Origin of the sequence: Flavobacterium sp. CF108, assembly GCF_900129795.1 — a bacterium.
Classification (GTDB): domain Bacteria; phylum Bacteroidota; class Bacteroidia; order Flavobacteriales; family Flavobacteriaceae; genus Flavobacterium.
The window spans coordinates 215,651-231,106 of record NZ_FQWW01000005.1; the positions used below are offsets into that span (position 1 = coordinate 215,651).

At 35.3% G+C, this 15,456-nt stretch carries 11 protein-coding genes; 6 read left to right on the top strand and 5 right to left on the bottom strand.

Translation table 11 applies throughout. The features are described 5' to 3' along the window. Positions 1–40: 40 nt before the first annotated feature. The 3 genes from BUE10_RS15140 to BUE10_RS15150 form a co-directional block, all read right to left on the bottom strand. Positions 41–1,822: a RagB/SusD family nutrient uptake outer membrane protein gene (locus tag BUE10_RS15140; RefSeq protein ID WP_073486463.1), complete on the bottom strand. Its 1,782-nt coding sequence runs from the start codon at positions 1,820–1,822 to the stop codon at positions 41–43. Between the two features lie 20 nt (positions 1,823–1,842). After that, on the bottom strand, positions 1,843–5,055 hold the full coding sequence (locus tag BUE10_RS15145; RefSeq protein WP_073486465.1) for a SusC/RagA family TonB-linked outer membrane protein: 3,213 nt from the start codon (positions 5,053–5,055) through the stop codon (positions 1,843–1,845). A gap of 626 nt (positions 5,056–5,681) precedes the next feature. After that, entirely contained in the window at positions 5,682–6,848 is a 1,167-nt protein-coding gene (locus tag BUE10_RS15150; protein WP_073486467.1) for an MFS transporter, read from the bottom strand. Positions 6,849–6,951: 103 nt separating this feature from the next. On the opposite strand from BUE10_RS15150, the gene BUE10_RS15155 reads away from it, so the two are divergent. The 4 genes from BUE10_RS15155 (at position 6,952) to BUE10_RS15170 (ending at position 9,487) form a co-directional block, all read left to right on the top strand. After that, positions 6,952–7,785, top strand: a complete 834-nt coding sequence (locus BUE10_RS15155) for an AraC family transcriptional regulator (RefSeq protein ID WP_073486469.1) — start codon at positions 6,952–6,954, stop codon at positions 7,783–7,785. A gap of 70 nt (positions 7,786–7,855) precedes the next feature. Next, positions 7,856–8,239, top strand: a complete 384-nt coding sequence (locus BUE10_RS15160; RefSeq protein ID WP_073486471.1) for a hypothetical protein — start codon at positions 7,856–7,858, stop codon at positions 8,237–8,239. Between the two features lie 154 nt (positions 8,240–8,393). Further along, positions 8,394–8,924 carry a DUF3347 domain-containing protein gene (locus BUE10_RS15165; protein ID WP_073486473.1) on the top strand — a complete coding sequence of 177 codons (531 nt, stop codon included), beginning with the start codon at positions 8,394–8,396 and terminating at the stop codon, positions 8,922–8,924. 2 nt (positions 8,925–8,926) lie between these two features. Then, complete coding sequence (locus BUE10_RS15170; protein ID WP_073486475.1) at positions 8,927–9,487, top strand: helix-turn-helix domain-containing protein; 561 nt, start codon at positions 8,927–8,929, stop codon at positions 9,485–9,487. A 142-nt stretch (positions 9,488–9,629) separates the two neighbouring features. Here BUE10_RS15170 and BUE10_RS15175 read toward each other — a convergent pair whose 3' ends face one another. Next, positions 9,630–9,911 carry a Txe/YoeB family addiction module toxin gene (locus BUE10_RS15175; protein WP_073486477.1) on the bottom strand — a complete coding sequence of 94 codons (282 nt, stop codon included), beginning with the start codon at positions 9,909–9,911 and terminating at the stop codon, positions 9,630–9,632. Continuing rightward, complete coding sequence (locus BUE10_RS15180) at positions 9,887–10,117, bottom strand: DUF2683 family protein (RefSeq protein ID WP_073486479.1); 231 nt, start codon at positions 10,115–10,117, stop codon at positions 9,887–9,889. Before BUE10_RS15180 ends, BUE10_RS15175 begins: the two co-directional genes overlap by 25 nt. A gap of 267 nt (positions 10,118–10,384) precedes the next feature. Between BUE10_RS15180 and BUE10_RS15185 the strand changes: the two genes are divergently transcribed. Further along, positions 10,385–12,916 (top strand): heavy metal translocating P-type ATPase, encoded by a 2,532-nt coding sequence (locus BUE10_RS15185; protein WP_073486481.1) that lies wholly within the window; start codon positions 10,385–10,387, stop codon positions 12,914–12,916. A 9-nt stretch (positions 12,917–12,925) separates the two neighbouring features. Next, positions 12,926–15,181 carry a multicopper oxidase family protein gene (locus tag BUE10_RS15190; RefSeq protein WP_073486483.1) on the top strand — a complete coding sequence of 752 codons (2,256 nt, stop codon included), beginning with the start codon at positions 12,926–12,928 and terminating at the stop codon, positions 15,179–15,181. Positions 15,182–15,456: the final 275 nt, after the last annotated feature.

The window sequence follows — 15,456 nt, forward strand, 5'->3', positions numbered from 1 at the left end:
TGCCTTATAATTAATAAATAATTGTATGAGATTAATAACCCTAATCATTAGTTAATTTGCCGTTACTTCCGTCAATAAACACTTGCCAAATTGGCCAGAATTGTTTGTTATCAGGATTCACGCCGGCTTTATACAAACTATTGATTTTTGTATCTGTAGCGGCACCTGTCCATGTCCATGCAACAGAAGAGTAAGCCGCTCCCGGATCAACAGTTTCTCCACGGTTTAATCCGTAAATATCTAAGCTCACGTTATCGGCTTTAAATTTATAATATAAGGTTGTTGGCACTGTGGCATATTCTCCTAAACGCTGCGATAAGTTTGTCATTTTAACTTTAGCTTCGTCTAATTTTGTTTTAAGAAGATTCCAGCGAATAAGAGCTTGTTTACGTTCCATTTCTCCTGTAAACTCAAATTTATTTTCTTCTACCAATGCTTTAAACATAGCATCTTTGCTTGTTAGGGCATTTACATAAGCATCAACTTTTACTGGCTGAGCTGCTGCAGGAAATGCTCTTCTGCGGATTTCTTTTAAATACGGAGCTGCTGCGCTTGGACCTTCTAATTCGTTTGCTGCTTCTGCCGCTATTAAAAGAACCTCGGCATAACGCATATAAATTTTGTTTACACCATCATCGTTTGTTGAAGTCACAAAACGTGTCATCCACTCATAACGGTATTTTCCAAAATACCATGTATTTAAAGTCCCTAATTCTTGTTTTGCAATATTATTTACAGCTGTTCCATATTTGTACGGAACGCAGGTTACATCTCTACGTGTATCTGCCTGATCATAATCGTAAAAAACGAAAGGAAGCGGTCCGGCAGTTCCTCCGCGGTTTGGTCCATTAGCATGAAATTGATCGTTTGTAGTATGGCGAACAGCAAATGTAAATAACATACGTCCTCTACCTTCTGAAAATGGAAGTTCCCACAATGACTCTCCACCTGCTACTAAATATTCCTGATTGTATTTTTTCCAAAATGTTTCGAAAGAAGATTCTAAATGTGCAGATCCGCTTTCAATTACCGAACGGGATTCTGCTAATGCCAATGCGTACATATTGGCAACAGAAAGCTGCGGATCTGTACTTCTTCTTACTCCGTCAGGATATTGCTGATAACCGCTCGCAGCCATTGCTAAACGAGCACGGAATCCTTTTACGAATGCTTTATTGATTCTTTCTACACTGCTTGTTGCTGTAGTTTCTCCAGGCCACGGTACTAATGTTGCAGCTTCAGCTAAATCTTTAAGCAACTGCTTGTAAATTTCGTCACGGCTTGTTTTTCCTATATAAAGTGTTTCATTTGTTAATGGCTCAAATCGATACGGAACATCTCCAAAAGCTTTTACCAAATCAGCATAATAAATAGCTCTCAATGTTAAAGCCTCACCTAATAAATACCCTAAGTCTGATCCCGGTGTTGGGTTGCCATAAGTACGTAAACCGCGAACACAAAGATTGGCACGCTCAATTCCTGAATACATCATTGCCCATGCATTGTTGGTTGTATTCATTTGAGAGTTATTTGCCTTTGCATCATACGTACATAAATCTGATGCATCACTTACGGTTTGTGAAGAGTTATACCATTCTACATCGGTGTTTAATCCATAAAAAGGAAGAAAACGACCTCTGTAAGAGTTAGTTTCTGCAAACGGAATTTTAATTCCGTCTACTGCTCCTGCAGCTAAATCAGGACTGGAAAAAATAACTGATTCGTCTAATGTTGATTGTGCCGGAGCATCTAAGTAGTCATCTGAGCAAGAACAAAAAAGACTTGCAACAAACATTCCTGCGATTACTATTTTATGTTTCATCTTGTGAAAGTTTTACTGAATTAAAAATTAAGGTTTAAACCAAATATCAACTGTCTGCTTCTTGGATAAGCTGAATAATCAACCCCAGGAGTCAACGGTGTATTTCTTCTTGTTGAAGCTTCAGGATCTTGTCCGGTATATTTTGTCCAGACAAATACGTTACTGGCAGTTAAGTAAAATCTTAACTTAGAAATGCCTAAAGCAGAAGTTAAATCATTTGGTGTAGTATAACCTAAACTCAAAGTATTAAGTCTTAAAAAAGACCCGTCTTCAACAGCCCAGTCACTAAAAACATAACGCGGCATATAAGGAGACCACATTGTAGTATTTGCATTTAAGGCAGTAAGTGCTGCAGGATCTGTTACTAATTGTCCTGTGTTAGGATCAAAGTTTGTCCATCTTGTCCCGTCAGCCATTTCAGTATCTAAATTTCTATATTGTCCATTTGGAATTGAAGTAGAAAATTCAACTTTATTTGCATTATAGACATCATTTCCAATGCTGTAGTTAAATGCTGCAGAAAGATCAAATCCATACGCATTTGCATTCAGTACAAAACCACCTGTAGTTTTTGGGTTAGCATTTCCTATAACAGTAAGGTCGTTTGCATTTACTTTACCATCGCCGTCAATATCTTTCAATTTCATTGCACCTGGTTTCATAGGCCCAACAATTGTAGTACCATCTGGCACTCCGGTTTTTAAAGTGTAAGCTCCTGCATTATAATTGAAATCAGATACTTCGTAACGTCCGTCACTTTTATATCCGTACATAACACCTATTGACTGACCTACGTTTACTAAATAATCATTTCCAATAGCCGTTGAAGCCCATCCAGAACTTGCACCAAAGTTGCTCATTACACCAAGTGAGTTAATTTTATTGGTGTTGAATCCAGCATTAAGCGATAAGCTTACGCCGAATTTCTCTCTTTCAATTAGGTTAAGATTTAAAGTGGCTTCAACTCCGCTGTTTTGAACTTCACCCATGTTTCTGAACTGAAAATCATATCCTCCAGAAATTGGAAAGTTGATCAATAAATCTTTTGTAATGTTTTTATACACCTCAACAGATCCTGTAACACGATTTTTAAACAAATCGAAATCTAAACCTAAGTTTTGAGTAACAGTAGTTTCCCATTTCAAATCTGGGTTGGCCATTGTTTTAGAAGGTGCCCAGTAATTATCAACACCATTAATCCATGTAGATGTGGTTGAAGTAAAACTCTGAACCATTTGTCCAGTTGGAATATTATTGTTTCCTGCTTCACCATAACTTACTCTAAGTTTAAGCAAATTAACCCATGAAGCATTTTTCATAAATTCTTCTCCCGAAATTTTCCACGCTGCCGCAGCCGCCGGGAAAAATCCCCATTTATTATCGCCTAAAAATTTACTTGAACCATCGGCACGATATGTTGCTGTAAAAAGGTAACGATCTTTATAATCGTAATTTACACGACCAAAGAATGAAAGTAATTTATCATCCGGGAAATAGAAATTATCCACTGAAACAGGTGTTCCCTGAGTCGTTAATTTTTTCGCCTGATCTAAACCAAAAGTTAATGGATATCCATGAATGGCAGTGTTTACATCATTTCTTTTATATTCAATAGACTCTTCACCAAAAAGTAATTTTAAACTATGATTTTCTCCAACGAATTTTTTCAAATCATAGTTCAGCGTATTGACATTTCTAAAACGAGTATCTTTTCTGTCTCCCATTATCATAGCAGGCATACCTTGTCTTTCTGCCGCCGGATTATTTTTTACATAATAAGTTGAGCGTCCAAAATAACGATAGTCTAAATAATTGTAATTATCCCAGCCTAATTCTGTTTTAAACACTAAATCTGAAGTAAGTTTCCATGAAAAACTTCCCAGCATATTAAAGTTTTTTCTAAACTGCTGGCGATCCGTATCAGCAATAGCCACAAAAGGATGTACGAGATTATCAGAAACTGCTTCATCTGTATCATCAGTTGTTAAACCCGGAACCGGAATTGGAGCGTATCCCACAATATTTTTTAAACGCGAATCTGCAGATGAAACCTCATTTTGCTCGTTCATTCCTCCGCCATTAATTTCAGTATCTGAGTAACGCATTGTAAAACTCAAATCAACTTTATCAGAAGCTTTACTGTTTAAAGCCAGCGATAAGTTATTTCTATTAAAATCTGACCCGTTCATGATCGCTTTTTCATCATAATGAGCATAATTGAAATTATAGTTCATTTTGTCTGAACCACCGCGAATAGATAAGTCACGGCTTTGAACTTCTCCTGTACGCCCAAAAACCTGTCTTTGCCAGTCATTACCTTTCATGCCTTTGTACATGTCATAATCCTGCCATGATCCAAAGTATTTTTCATACGAACTTAAATCAGTGTTATCTTTAAGTAAAGCGTACTCATACTGCCATTTCACATAATCTTCCGGAGCTGTAACATCAATCGTATTGGCTATTTTTTTCATACCGTAAAACATGTTATAGTTTACGGTGACTTTACCATCTTTACCTTTTTTAGTCGTAACAATAACAACCCCATAAGCTCCTCTTGAACCATAAATTGCTGTAGATGATGCATCTTTTAATATGGTCATCGTATCAATATCCGAAGAAGAAATGTCATTAATATTGTTTACCGGAAAACCGTCTACAATGTATAACGGCGAAGCATCCTGCGTTAAAGATCCGTTTCCACGAATTCTAATCTGCACGTTTGAATCTGGCGAACCTTCAGAAGAAGTTACCTGAACCCCTGCTATACGTCCTGTTAAAGCTTCTGCTACGTTAGGAACAGGAATTTTACGCATTTCATTTCCAGAAAATGTAGCCACCGCACCCGTTAAATCAGATTTTTTTGAAGTCCCATATCCAATTACAACAACCTCGTTTAGGTTATTTGAGTCTTCAGACATTGTTGCATTTACTTTGGCTTTCCCTTCTGTAGGTATTTCAATACTTTTAAATCCTATAAATGAAAAGCTTAAAACCGCTTTTGGATTGGTTAATTTTAATTTATAGTGGCCGTCAAAATCTGTAGAAGTTCCGTTCTTCGTTCCTTTCTCCAGTACATTAACCCCTGGTAAAGAAAGTCCTGCTGCATCTTTAACGGTTCCTTCTATTGTCACTGTCTGAGCATTCGCTCGATTGCTCAACAGCAAGCACAATAAAAAAACAAATGCAAAGCAATGATTTGCTCCCTTGTTTAATAAATCTTTAAAATTCATGGTTGTTTGTTTAAGTTAGTAAATTGTTTAAAAGTGGTTTTTGTGGTTTCTTTTTTTGTTTGCAAGCCCAGTCTCTGCCATTAACAACAAAGAGTATGTCTATACTATTTTGGAATTTTAATCATTCTATTTTTGTAAGAATAGAAACTTTCATTAACTATGTTTAAAAAAGTTGTAATCGATTACACAAACATAGATATTTTTTTAATATAAAAAATTAAAATTCATAAAAATTTCATAAATAGAATTATATATCAAGAATAAAATAGCTTTTTTATACGACTTATGTAATTTTATCGATATATAAATATTAAATATATTATCTTAATTCAATGATTTGTTACGATTTTATCTAAAAAAACAATCGATTACAAGCTTACAATTTAATAAATTTTTAAGTGTATTTTCAACATTTAATGTGGCTGAAAAAATCAAATAAAATTTTTAACAGACATCATTTTTAACAAGTTTTTCTTTCAAAAAAGGAATCTACAACTTGTTTTTGTGTATCTATTACAGTTCTAAAACAAGCATTCAAAACCCTAAACAAATCCTAAAATAAATTTTGGGCATAAAAAAACCCTTAGAAATAATCTAAGGGTTTGATATTTATAGAGATATAAAATTTATGCACTTTGAAGCCTCAAATCGTTCTTGCGTATTTTGATTAATGTTACTGTTATCAGCATTCCAACAATAGACATTCCAACTCCTATAAGATTTGGAGATTCGTAACTGTATCCGGCTGTTAAAGGTAATCCGCCTAAGAAAGCTCCTAAAGCGTTTCCGATATTAAAACTTCCTTGCAAAGAAGCCGAAGCAATCATCTCTGCTCCTTTTGCAGTTCGTATCATCAACATTTGAATTGGCGCAATAACAGAGAAAGAAATAGCACCCGTTAAGAATGTTAAAAACAAAGAAACATATTGATTTGATGAGAAGAAGTAAACCAAAACCAAATCGATTGACATGACAAACAACAATGCTAAAGTGGTTGGTGCAGGCGAATATTTATCTGCCAGTTTTCCTCCGGCAAAATTTCCAACTACCATTCCAAGACCTGCAAGAATTAAAATATACGAAACATCGCCTTCGCCAAATTTCGAAACATTAATTAATAAAGGAGCGATATAACTAATCCAGGCAAATAATCCTCCAAAACCAATGGCAGTAATTCCGATAATCAGCCAAGCTTCGGTTCTTTTGAAAAACTCTAACTGTTTTTTCATATTTACCGTTTCACCTTTATCCAGCTTTGGCATCCATAAAGAAATAAGCAAAAAGGTTAACAGACCCACAATGGCAATTAATACAAAAGTATAACGCCAGATAAAATTATGTCCAATGTAAGTTCCGATTGGAACTCCAATTAAATTAGCCAGGGTTAAACCCGAAAACATAATCGCGATCGCCTGTGCTTCTTTTCCTTTATCAGCCAAGCGGCTTGCAACTACCGCACCCACTCCAAAAAACGCTCCATGCGGTAATCCCGATAAAAATCGCGAAGCAAATAAAAAATTATAAGAAGGTGCAATAATCGAAAGCGCGTTAAAAACCGTTAACATTAAAGCTAAAATTAAAAGCATTTTTTTAGGTGGAAAATTTCTTCCAAGTATTACTAATAAAGGAGCGCCAATAACGACTCCAAGTGCATAAGCAGAAATTAAATATCCGGCAACAGGAATACTAACTTTCATATCTGAAGCGATATCAGGAAGAAGACCCATCATTACAAATTCGGTTATACCGATTGTTAAACCTCCAAAAGAGAGTGCAATAAGACTTTTTTTCATTTTGATTTCATGAGAAAGGGAAAGACTTTCTACGATGCAAATTTAACACCGTTAAATTTTAAAAAAGTTGTACATTTACAACATAAAATTGTAAAATTAAGACATGCCTAAATTAAATCAATTTAAAACACTCGTAATTGATGAGTTCGAAGATGAAAAATTCCATCTGCCGCCGCACACTCATACCTATTATGAAATCATATATATTAAGAAAGGAAATGGCGTTCATCACCTCAACAAAAACCTGCTTCCGTACAAAGCAGGAGATTTATTTGTGATTTCGCCCGAAGATGAGCATTATTTTGACATTAAAAAAAGTACCCGATTTTTCTATATTAAGTTTACGGATAATTATTTTAACTCCAAACAGAACCTTACCTGTGATGATTTTTTAATTCATACTCCGGAAAGTTTTATGCGTGATAAAACACTCAAAGAAATGGTTCTTAAATTAGATGATCCTTGTAAAACTATATTAAAAAATACTATCGAGAACATTGCTGCTTATAATTGTAAAACCGATGTCTCGACTTCTCCCATTGTATTTTATCAGATTCTTTCGATTTTTGGACTAATCAAAGAAACCATGCGTGGTATGAATCTCGTTGTTAAAGGAAATTCTATTGATAATGAGCAAATCACTTCTTATATACATCAGAATATTTATCATCCAAAATTAGTTCAGATAAAAGTTATTGCAGCACATTTTAATATTGCACAAAGTTATTTCAGCGCTTATTTCAAAAGGACTTTTTCTATCAGTTATCGCGAATACATTAATAATCTGCGAACAAGTTTAATTGAAAAACGTATTCATAACGACAGACTTTCTATAAAACAAATTGCTTACGAATTTGGTTTTACTGACGAAAGCCATCTTTCTAATTATTTTAAAAAGAAGAAAAACATGAAACCGACTGATTTTAAGAAAACATAAAATTTGAAATCTTAAATAAGTAACAGCTCTTAAAAAAAATATCTAAATTTGTAATTCCAAAGCATTTTCATTGAAGAAAAAAATTCACATATTATTTTTCCTTTTAACTCTTGGCTTCTTTTTGATGTCCAATTCAGGTTATGCGTGTGGAAAATCTTCTGAAAAAACTTCATGCGAAAAAAAAGCTGCTTCTAAAAAAGAAAAATCCCATTCTTGTCAGGAAGGTTGCTGCAAGAAAGGTCATGATTCTAAAGATCAGCACGGCTGCAGCGGAAAATGCGATCATTCGAGCTGTACAACTACTGCTTTGCAATTTAGTCTGCTTACCACAAACGAATTTGAATTCGAAAATAACCTCTTTAATTTCTCGCCTGAGAGATCTATATCTTACTATAAAACCGCCAGCATTTCTGATGGTTTTACCTCTATTTGGTTAATTCCTAAAATAAACTAATTCTATTTCTGACAGCCATAATAGTGTTTTGCCGCTAAGGCACAAAGGCTCGAAGAAATACAAAACTTTGCGTCTCTGCGACTTTGCGAGATTAAAACATCCTAAATTATTTAACTTAGAGAAAAATTAAATTCTCTATCAAAATTTACATACAATGAAAAATTCAATATCAACTATAGCAGCAATAATCACATTATTATTTACTGCAAATACAATTCAGCCCAATACAATAAAAACAACAGAAACAGGAATTGAAATCGCTGATTCAAGTCAATTGCAATCTGTTTATGATGCTTATTTTACTGTAAAAGATGCTTTAATTAAAAGCGATGCAAAAACAACTTCGGCGAAAGCCAAAGATTTATTAGACGCGATCACTGCCATAAAAATGGACAAATTAAAAACTGACGAACATACGGCCTGGATGAAAGTGGTAAAAAAACTAACTGCCGATGCTAAAAGTATTTCGACTACAACGGATTTAAAAAAGCAGCGTGAGACTTTTAAATCGCTTTCAAAAAACACGTATACTTTAATTAAAGTTTCAAAATCAACTGATGTTGTCTACAAACAATATTGCCCAATGGCCGATGCCGACTGGTTAAGCAAAGAAAAAGCAGTTAAGAATCCATATTACGGTTCTTCGATGTTAACTTGCGGAAACGTGGTAGAAACCATCAAATAAATATGAAGCTCTACATCAAAAACATGGTGTGCGCCCGCTGTAAAATGGTTGTGAAGTCTGAGTTTGAAAAACTCGGACTTCAGACTATTTCTGTCGAATTAGGCGAAGTTGAACTGCAAGATGACCTCAACGATTCTCAAAAAGAGGTTTTGCTTAAAAATCTGCAGACTCTGGGCTTTGATTTACTGGATGATAAAAAAACCAAAACCATCGAGAAAATAAAAAATCTTATTGTCGATTTGGTTCATCATAAAAACAACGAACTCAAAATCAATTTATCTGATTATTTAGTCGAAAACCTTCATCAGGATTATAATTCGCTAAGCAATCTTTTCTCTGAAATTGAAAATACTACAATTGAAAAGTATTTTATCAGTCAGAAAATAGAAAAGGTAAAAGAGTTATTGATTTACAATGAATTGTCTTTAAGTGAAATCGCAGATCTTTTAAACTACAGCAACGTAGCGCATTTAAGCAATCAGTTCAAGAAAATTACGGGTTTTACTCCTACCTATTTCAAACAGTTGAAAGATAAAAAACGTATTCAAATAGAGAATTTGTAATTTTTTTAACCGCAAAGTTCGCAAAGTTATTTTAGACAAAGCTTTGCGAACTTTGCGCTTTTTATAAAGCCCAGCATATTTAAAAAACTTCGCGAACTTTGCGGTGAAAAAAAAAACGCACTAAAAGTTTTAGCACGTTTTTTTATTTATCTGAGTAATGTCCCATTGCCGAAATCACAACAACTGTTACAATTTCTTCCTCGACACTATATACAAGTCTGTCTTTTTTATTTATTTCCCTAGACCAAAATCCTGAAAATTGATGCTTTAATGCTTCTGGTTTCCCGACTCCTTCAAATGGAGTTTCACTAAGTTCTTCTAAAATTTTTGCAATTTTTTTTATACTCGCTTGGTTTCCTGATTTTAAATGTTTAGAAATTTCTTCTTTAGCCTCTGGAATTATTTCAACCCTAAACTTCCCCATATATCATTCGGATCAACCGTTATTGTTTTAGATTTCCCACTTTTATAATCTGCATATCGTTTTTGAATCTCAGCCACAAACTCAGGATTATAAGGACTTTCATCCTCTTCTATTTTTACCCCTTTATTTGTAACAGCTAACAACTTCGCAAGCTCAAGCAATGTTTTGCCAGCTTTTGTTTTTTCATTTATAGTTATAGTTGTCATAATCTTAATTTTATTATTACAAAGATACAAAAATCATGCAGTTTTCTTCGATAGCAAAAATTTTAACCGCAAAGTTCGCAAAGTTATTCCAACAAAGCTTTGCGAACTTTGCACTTTTTACAAAACCCAACATATCCAAAAACCTTAGCGCTCTTTGCGTTAAAAAAACCCTTTTAGTAAATCTTACAAATCATTCTCAAAATTATACAAACCGTTGTAAATCTTACTTCGGAAATTTGCATTGTAATACCTTAAAAACGAAAAACAATGACTCATCAATATATAATTTCAGGAATGTCTTGCAATGGCTGCCGAACCAAAGTCGAAAAAACGCTAAATGAAGTAGAAGGAATTCACGCCGAAGTAACGTTAGATCCGCCATTGGCAGCCATAACGATGGAAAAACATGTTCCAACTGAAAAATTTCAGGAAGTTTTATCTGCCGTTGGAAAATATACTATAGAAATGGATTCTCCTAAAAAAGACGAGTCTGAAGTAAAATCATGTTGTTCAAGTCATAAAAAAGAAGATCATTCGGCACATTCACATAAAAAAGAAAAAACAGTAATTCCTCATAATACAACCGGAGTTTTTTACTGCCCGATGCATTGCGAAGGCGATAAAACCTATAACAAACCTGGGGATTGTCCGGTTTGCGGAATGGATTTGGTGCCTCAAATTGCTATTGGAACACAATTTACCTGCCCAATGCATCCTGAAGTTATTTCTAATGAACCCGGTGACTGTCCAATCTGCGGAATGGATTTAGTGCCAATGCAGGCATCTGAATCTGAAGAAAACAAAACCTATACTGACTTACTAAGGAAAATGAAAATTGCGACATTGTTCACACTTCCTATTTTCATTATTTCAATGTCAGAAATGATTCCAGATAATCCGCTTTTTAAAATCATGTCGATTGAAAAATGGAACTGGGTTCAGTTTCTGTTTTCAATTCCGGTTTTGTTTTATGCCGGATGGATGTTTTTTGTTCGCGCTTATAAATCAATTATTACTTGGAATCTCAATATGTTTACCTTAATAGGTATTGGAACCAGCGTCGCATTTATATTCAGCGTTGCGGGAATGTTCTTTCCGGATCTTTTTCCGTCCGAATTTAAATCGCATCACGGAACCATTCATCTTTATTTTGAAGCTGCGACCGTTATTATAACTTTGGTTCTATTGGGGCAATTATTAGAAGCCAAAGCGCACGGACAAACCAATGGTGCGATTAAAGCATTACTAAAATTAGCGCCAACGGAAGCTACTTTGGTAGAAAACGGAACTGACAGAACCATCTCCATTCACGATATTAAAAAGGGGGATCTATTACGAGTAAAACCGGGAGAAAAAATTCCGGTTGACGGAAAAATAACTTCTGGCGAAAGCAGTATTGACGAAGCCATGATTACCGGAGAACCTATTCCGGTTGACAAAAAAACGGGCGATACTGTAATTTCGGGAACTATAAACGGAACAAAATCATTTGTTATGACTGCCGAAAAAGTAGGTTCAGAAACTTTGCTTTCGCAGATTATTCAAATGGTTAATGATGCCAGCCGTTCGAGAGCGCCAATTCAAAAACTAGCTGACCGTGTTGCCAAATATTTTGTTCCAACGGTTGTTGCCATTTCTATATTGACTTTTATTGTCTGGGCAAAATTTGGCCCTGAACCTTCTTATATCTACGGATTAATCAATGCGATTGCCGTTTTAATTATTGCCTGTCCTTGTGCTTTAGGATTGGCGACTCCAATGTCGGTTATGGTAGGAGTTGGAAAAGGTGCTCAGCACGGGATTTTAATTAAAAATGCCGAAGCGCTTGAAAACATGAATAAAATCGATGTTTTAATTACCGACAAAACCGGAACAATTACAGAAGGAAAACCAACTGTCGAAAAAATTTATGCAATTGATAATAACGAAGATATTCTATTGCAAAACATTGCTTCGCTAAATCAGCACAGCGAACATCCTTTGGCGCAAGCCGTTGTAAATTTTGCCAAAGACAAAAATCAATCTTTACTTGAAGTTCCCGATTTTGAAGCTGTTGCCGGAAAAGGAGTTTTAGGAACCGTAAATAATTCAAAAATTGCATTAGGAAATAAAAAACTAATGGAGCAGATAAACGCTTTGATTTCTGATGATTTTGAAAGTAAAATTACAGCCGAACAAAATCTGGGAAAGACAGTTTCATACATCGCGGTAAACAATATTGTTTCGGGTTACGTAACTATTACAGATGCCATAAAAACAAACAGCGCAAAAGCAATTAAAGATTTAATTGATCAGGGTGTTGAAGTTATCATGCTTACGGGTGATAATAAAAATACAGCCAAAGCAGTGGCAGATCAGCTTCATTTAAGTTCTTTTAAAGCGGATTGTCTTCCAGAAGATAAACTGAGAGAAATTGAACGTTTGCAAGCCGAAGGAAAAGTGGTGGCGATGGCCGGCGATGGAATTAACGATGCTCCGGCTTTAGCTAAAGCTGATATTGGAATTGCAATGGGAACAGGAACTGATGTTGCTATTGAAAGTGCCAAAATAACGCTTGTAAAAGGCGATTTAAACGGAATTGTAAAAGCTAAAAAACTGAGCTTTTCAGTTATGAAAAACATTAAGCAAAACCTATTTTTTGCTTTTATATACAATGTTTTGGGAGTACCCATTGCAGCGGGAATTTTATATCCTGTATTTGGGATTTTGCTCTCGCCAATGTTAGCGGCGCTGGCTATGAGTTTAAGTTCAGTTTCGGTAATTGTAAATGCTTTGCGATTGCGAAACCTCAACCTTTAAAAAATCGATATGAAACTACATACTATTTTACTTGTCTTTTTAATTGCTTTTAGTGCAAAAGCTCAAAAAGTAGTTCGTTATGATTTACACGTTCGTGATACTATTGTGAATTTTTCGGGAAAAGAAAAACGCGCACTTACCGTTAACGGACAAATTCCGATGCCGACATTAACTTTTACGGAAGGCGATATTGCCGAAATTTATGTGCATAACGATTTAAAAAATGAAGATACAGCCTTGCATTGGCACGGATTATTTCTTCCGAATAAAGAAGACGGTGTTCCATATTTAACGCAAATGCCTATAAAACCAGGAACTACACACAAATATACTTTCCCAATTATCCAGAACGGAACGTATTGGTATCACAGCCATTCGGGATTGCAGGAACAAATTGGTTTATACGGACTTTTCATTATTAATAAAAAGAAAGACGATTCGACTTTTAGAAAAGGTATTGACGATTTGCCTACTGTTCCGGTTATTTTAAGTGAATGGACAGATCTCAAACCGGAAAATGTTCAGCGAATGCTTCATAATGCCAACGATTGGTTTGCCATAAAAAAAGGTACAACGCAGAGTTATGCCGAGGCGATTAAAAAAGACCAGTTTTCGACCAAAGTCACCAACGAATGGAAACGTATGAATGCCATGGACGTGAGTGATGTTTATTATGAAAAGTTCTTGATTAACGGAAAAAATGAAGACCAGCTTTCGCAGTTTAAAGCGGGAGAGAAAGTTCGATTACGAATTGCAAACGGAGGTGCTTCAAGCTATTTCTGGCTGACGTATGGCGGAGGAAAAATAACGGTTGTGGCGAGCGACGGAAACGACGTTGAGCCCGTAGAAGTGGACCGTTTAATTATTGCCGTTTCTGAAACTTACGACGTTGTGGTTACGATTCCTGAAGATAAAAAATCCTTTGCTTTTTTGGCTACAGCCGAAGACAGAACCGGATCTGCTTCTTTATTTTTAGGTGAAGGGACCAAACAATCTGTTTCTCATCTCCCGAAATTAAAATATTTTGAAGGGATGAAAATGATGAATGACATGATGAAGATGAACGGCGAAATGAATGATATGGGTATGAATATGTCGCTGAACAAAATGGACATGAATGCTGTAATGTATCCTGAAATTTCCGGCGAAGAAGAATCTGCAAAAACTGAAGATCATTCGATGCATAATATGGAAGGCATGAAAATGGACGACGATATGAAAATGTCCAGCGATACCACAGAAACGGCCCAGATCACGACCTTGAATTATGGAATGTTAAAATCTCCAACCAAAACAACACTTCCAAAAGACGCTCCGGTAAAAGAATTACGTTTTACATTATCTGGAAATATGAACCGTTATGTTTGGAGTTTAGATAATAAAGTAGTTTCTGAAACGGATAAAATTTTAATTAAAAAAGGAGAAAACGTCAGGATTGTATTATACAACGGATCGATGATGCGCCACCCAATGCATTTACACGGACATGATTTTAGGATTTTAAACGAACATGGCGATTATTCTCCGCTAAAAAATGTGATCGATATTATGCCAATGGAAACCGATACAATCGAGTTTCAGGCCAATGCCGATGGCGACTGGTTTTTTCATTGTCACATCTTATATCACATGATGGCCGGAATGGGACGTATTTTTACTTATGAAAATTCGGCTCCAAATCCGTTGATTCATCATCCTGAAATGGCTTATAAAATGCTAAAAATGGACGATCGAATGTTTCATTTTATGGCCGAAAATGATTTTGCTTCCAACGGAAATGACGGAGAAGCGATGTACAGCAACACGCGCTGGAGCATTGGAACAGAATGGAGATTGGGTTATAACGATAAACACGGTTATGAAACGGAAACGCATGTTGGCCGATATATTGGTAAAATGCAATGGTTTATGCCTTTTATAGGTTTTGACTGGCGATACCGAAAAATGGGAATGGACGAACAGGAACAAAATCTCTTTGGGCAAAGTAACACCAAAGACAATCGTTCGGTTTTTAGCGCAGGTATTGAATATACTTTGCCAATGCTTGTAAAAGCCCAAGTTGAAATGTATACCGATGGAAATGTGAGAGTGCAGTTTGAACGAAAAGATATTCCGCTTTCCAAACGTTTACGAATGAATTTGATGTGGAATACCGATAAAGAATATATGGCGGGATTGAAATATATTGTTGGTCGAAACTTTGGAATCACGACGCATTATGACAGCGATATGGGAATTGGTTTTGGGGTTAATTTGAATTATTAAAGAGGTGTAGTCCCTACGGGACATTTTTTAGGGATTTTATTTTTCTACCGACCTTATACTCCTAACGGAGTATTTATTAGAAATCTATTAACAATCTGCTGCAGATAAGATATTGGTAAAACTATTTCCTTTTCTCACAATATCATACTCCTAACGGAGTGTTTACTAGAAAATATCTCGTACAGATAAAATATCGGTAGAAAAAATAAACCCTTTTAAAATTGTCCCGTAGGGACTACATAAACATTTCTACATTAACTTATTGTTGACAATTT

What these genes read in the sequence shown, in the direction of transcription:
- BUE10_RS15140 (WP_073486463.1), bottom strand. Translation starts at nt 1,822, where the DNA reads ATGAAACATAAAATAGTAATCGCAGGAATGTTTGTTGCAAGTCTTTTT.
- BUE10_RS15145 (WP_073486465.1), bottom strand. Translation starts at nt 5,055, where the DNA reads ATGAATTTTAAAGATTTATTAAACAAGGGAGCAAATCATTGCTTTGCA.
- BUE10_RS15150 (WP_073486467.1), bottom strand. Translation starts at nt 6,848, where the DNA reads ATGAAAAAAAGTCTTATTGCACTCTCTTTTGGAGGTTTAACAATCGGT.
- BUE10_RS15155 (WP_073486469.1), top strand. Translation starts at nt 6,952, where the DNA reads ATGCCTAAATTAAATCAATTTAAAACACTCGTAATTGATGAGTTCGAA.
- BUE10_RS15165 (WP_073486473.1), top strand. Translation starts at nt 8,394, where the DNA reads ATGAAAAATTCAATATCAACTATAGCAGCAATAATCACATTATTATTT.
- BUE10_RS15170 (WP_073486475.1), top strand. Translation starts at nt 8,927, where the DNA reads ATGAAGCTCTACATCAAAAACATGGTGTGCGCCCGCTGTAAAATGGTT.
- BUE10_RS15175 (WP_073486477.1), bottom strand. Translation starts at nt 9,911, where the DNA reads ATGGGGAAGTTTAGGGTTGAAATAATTCCAGAGGCTAAAGAAGAAATT.
- BUE10_RS15180 (WP_073486479.1), bottom strand. Translation starts at nt 10,117, where the DNA reads ATGACAACTATAACTATAAATGAAAAAACAAAAGCTGGCAAAACATTG.
- BUE10_RS15185 (WP_073486481.1), top strand. Translation starts at nt 10,385, where the DNA reads ATGACTCATCAATATATAATTTCAGGAATGTCTTGCAATGGCTGCCGA.
- BUE10_RS15190 (WP_073486483.1), top strand. Translation starts at nt 12,926, where the DNA reads ATGAAACTACATACTATTTTACTTGTCTTTTTAATTGCTTTTAGTGCA.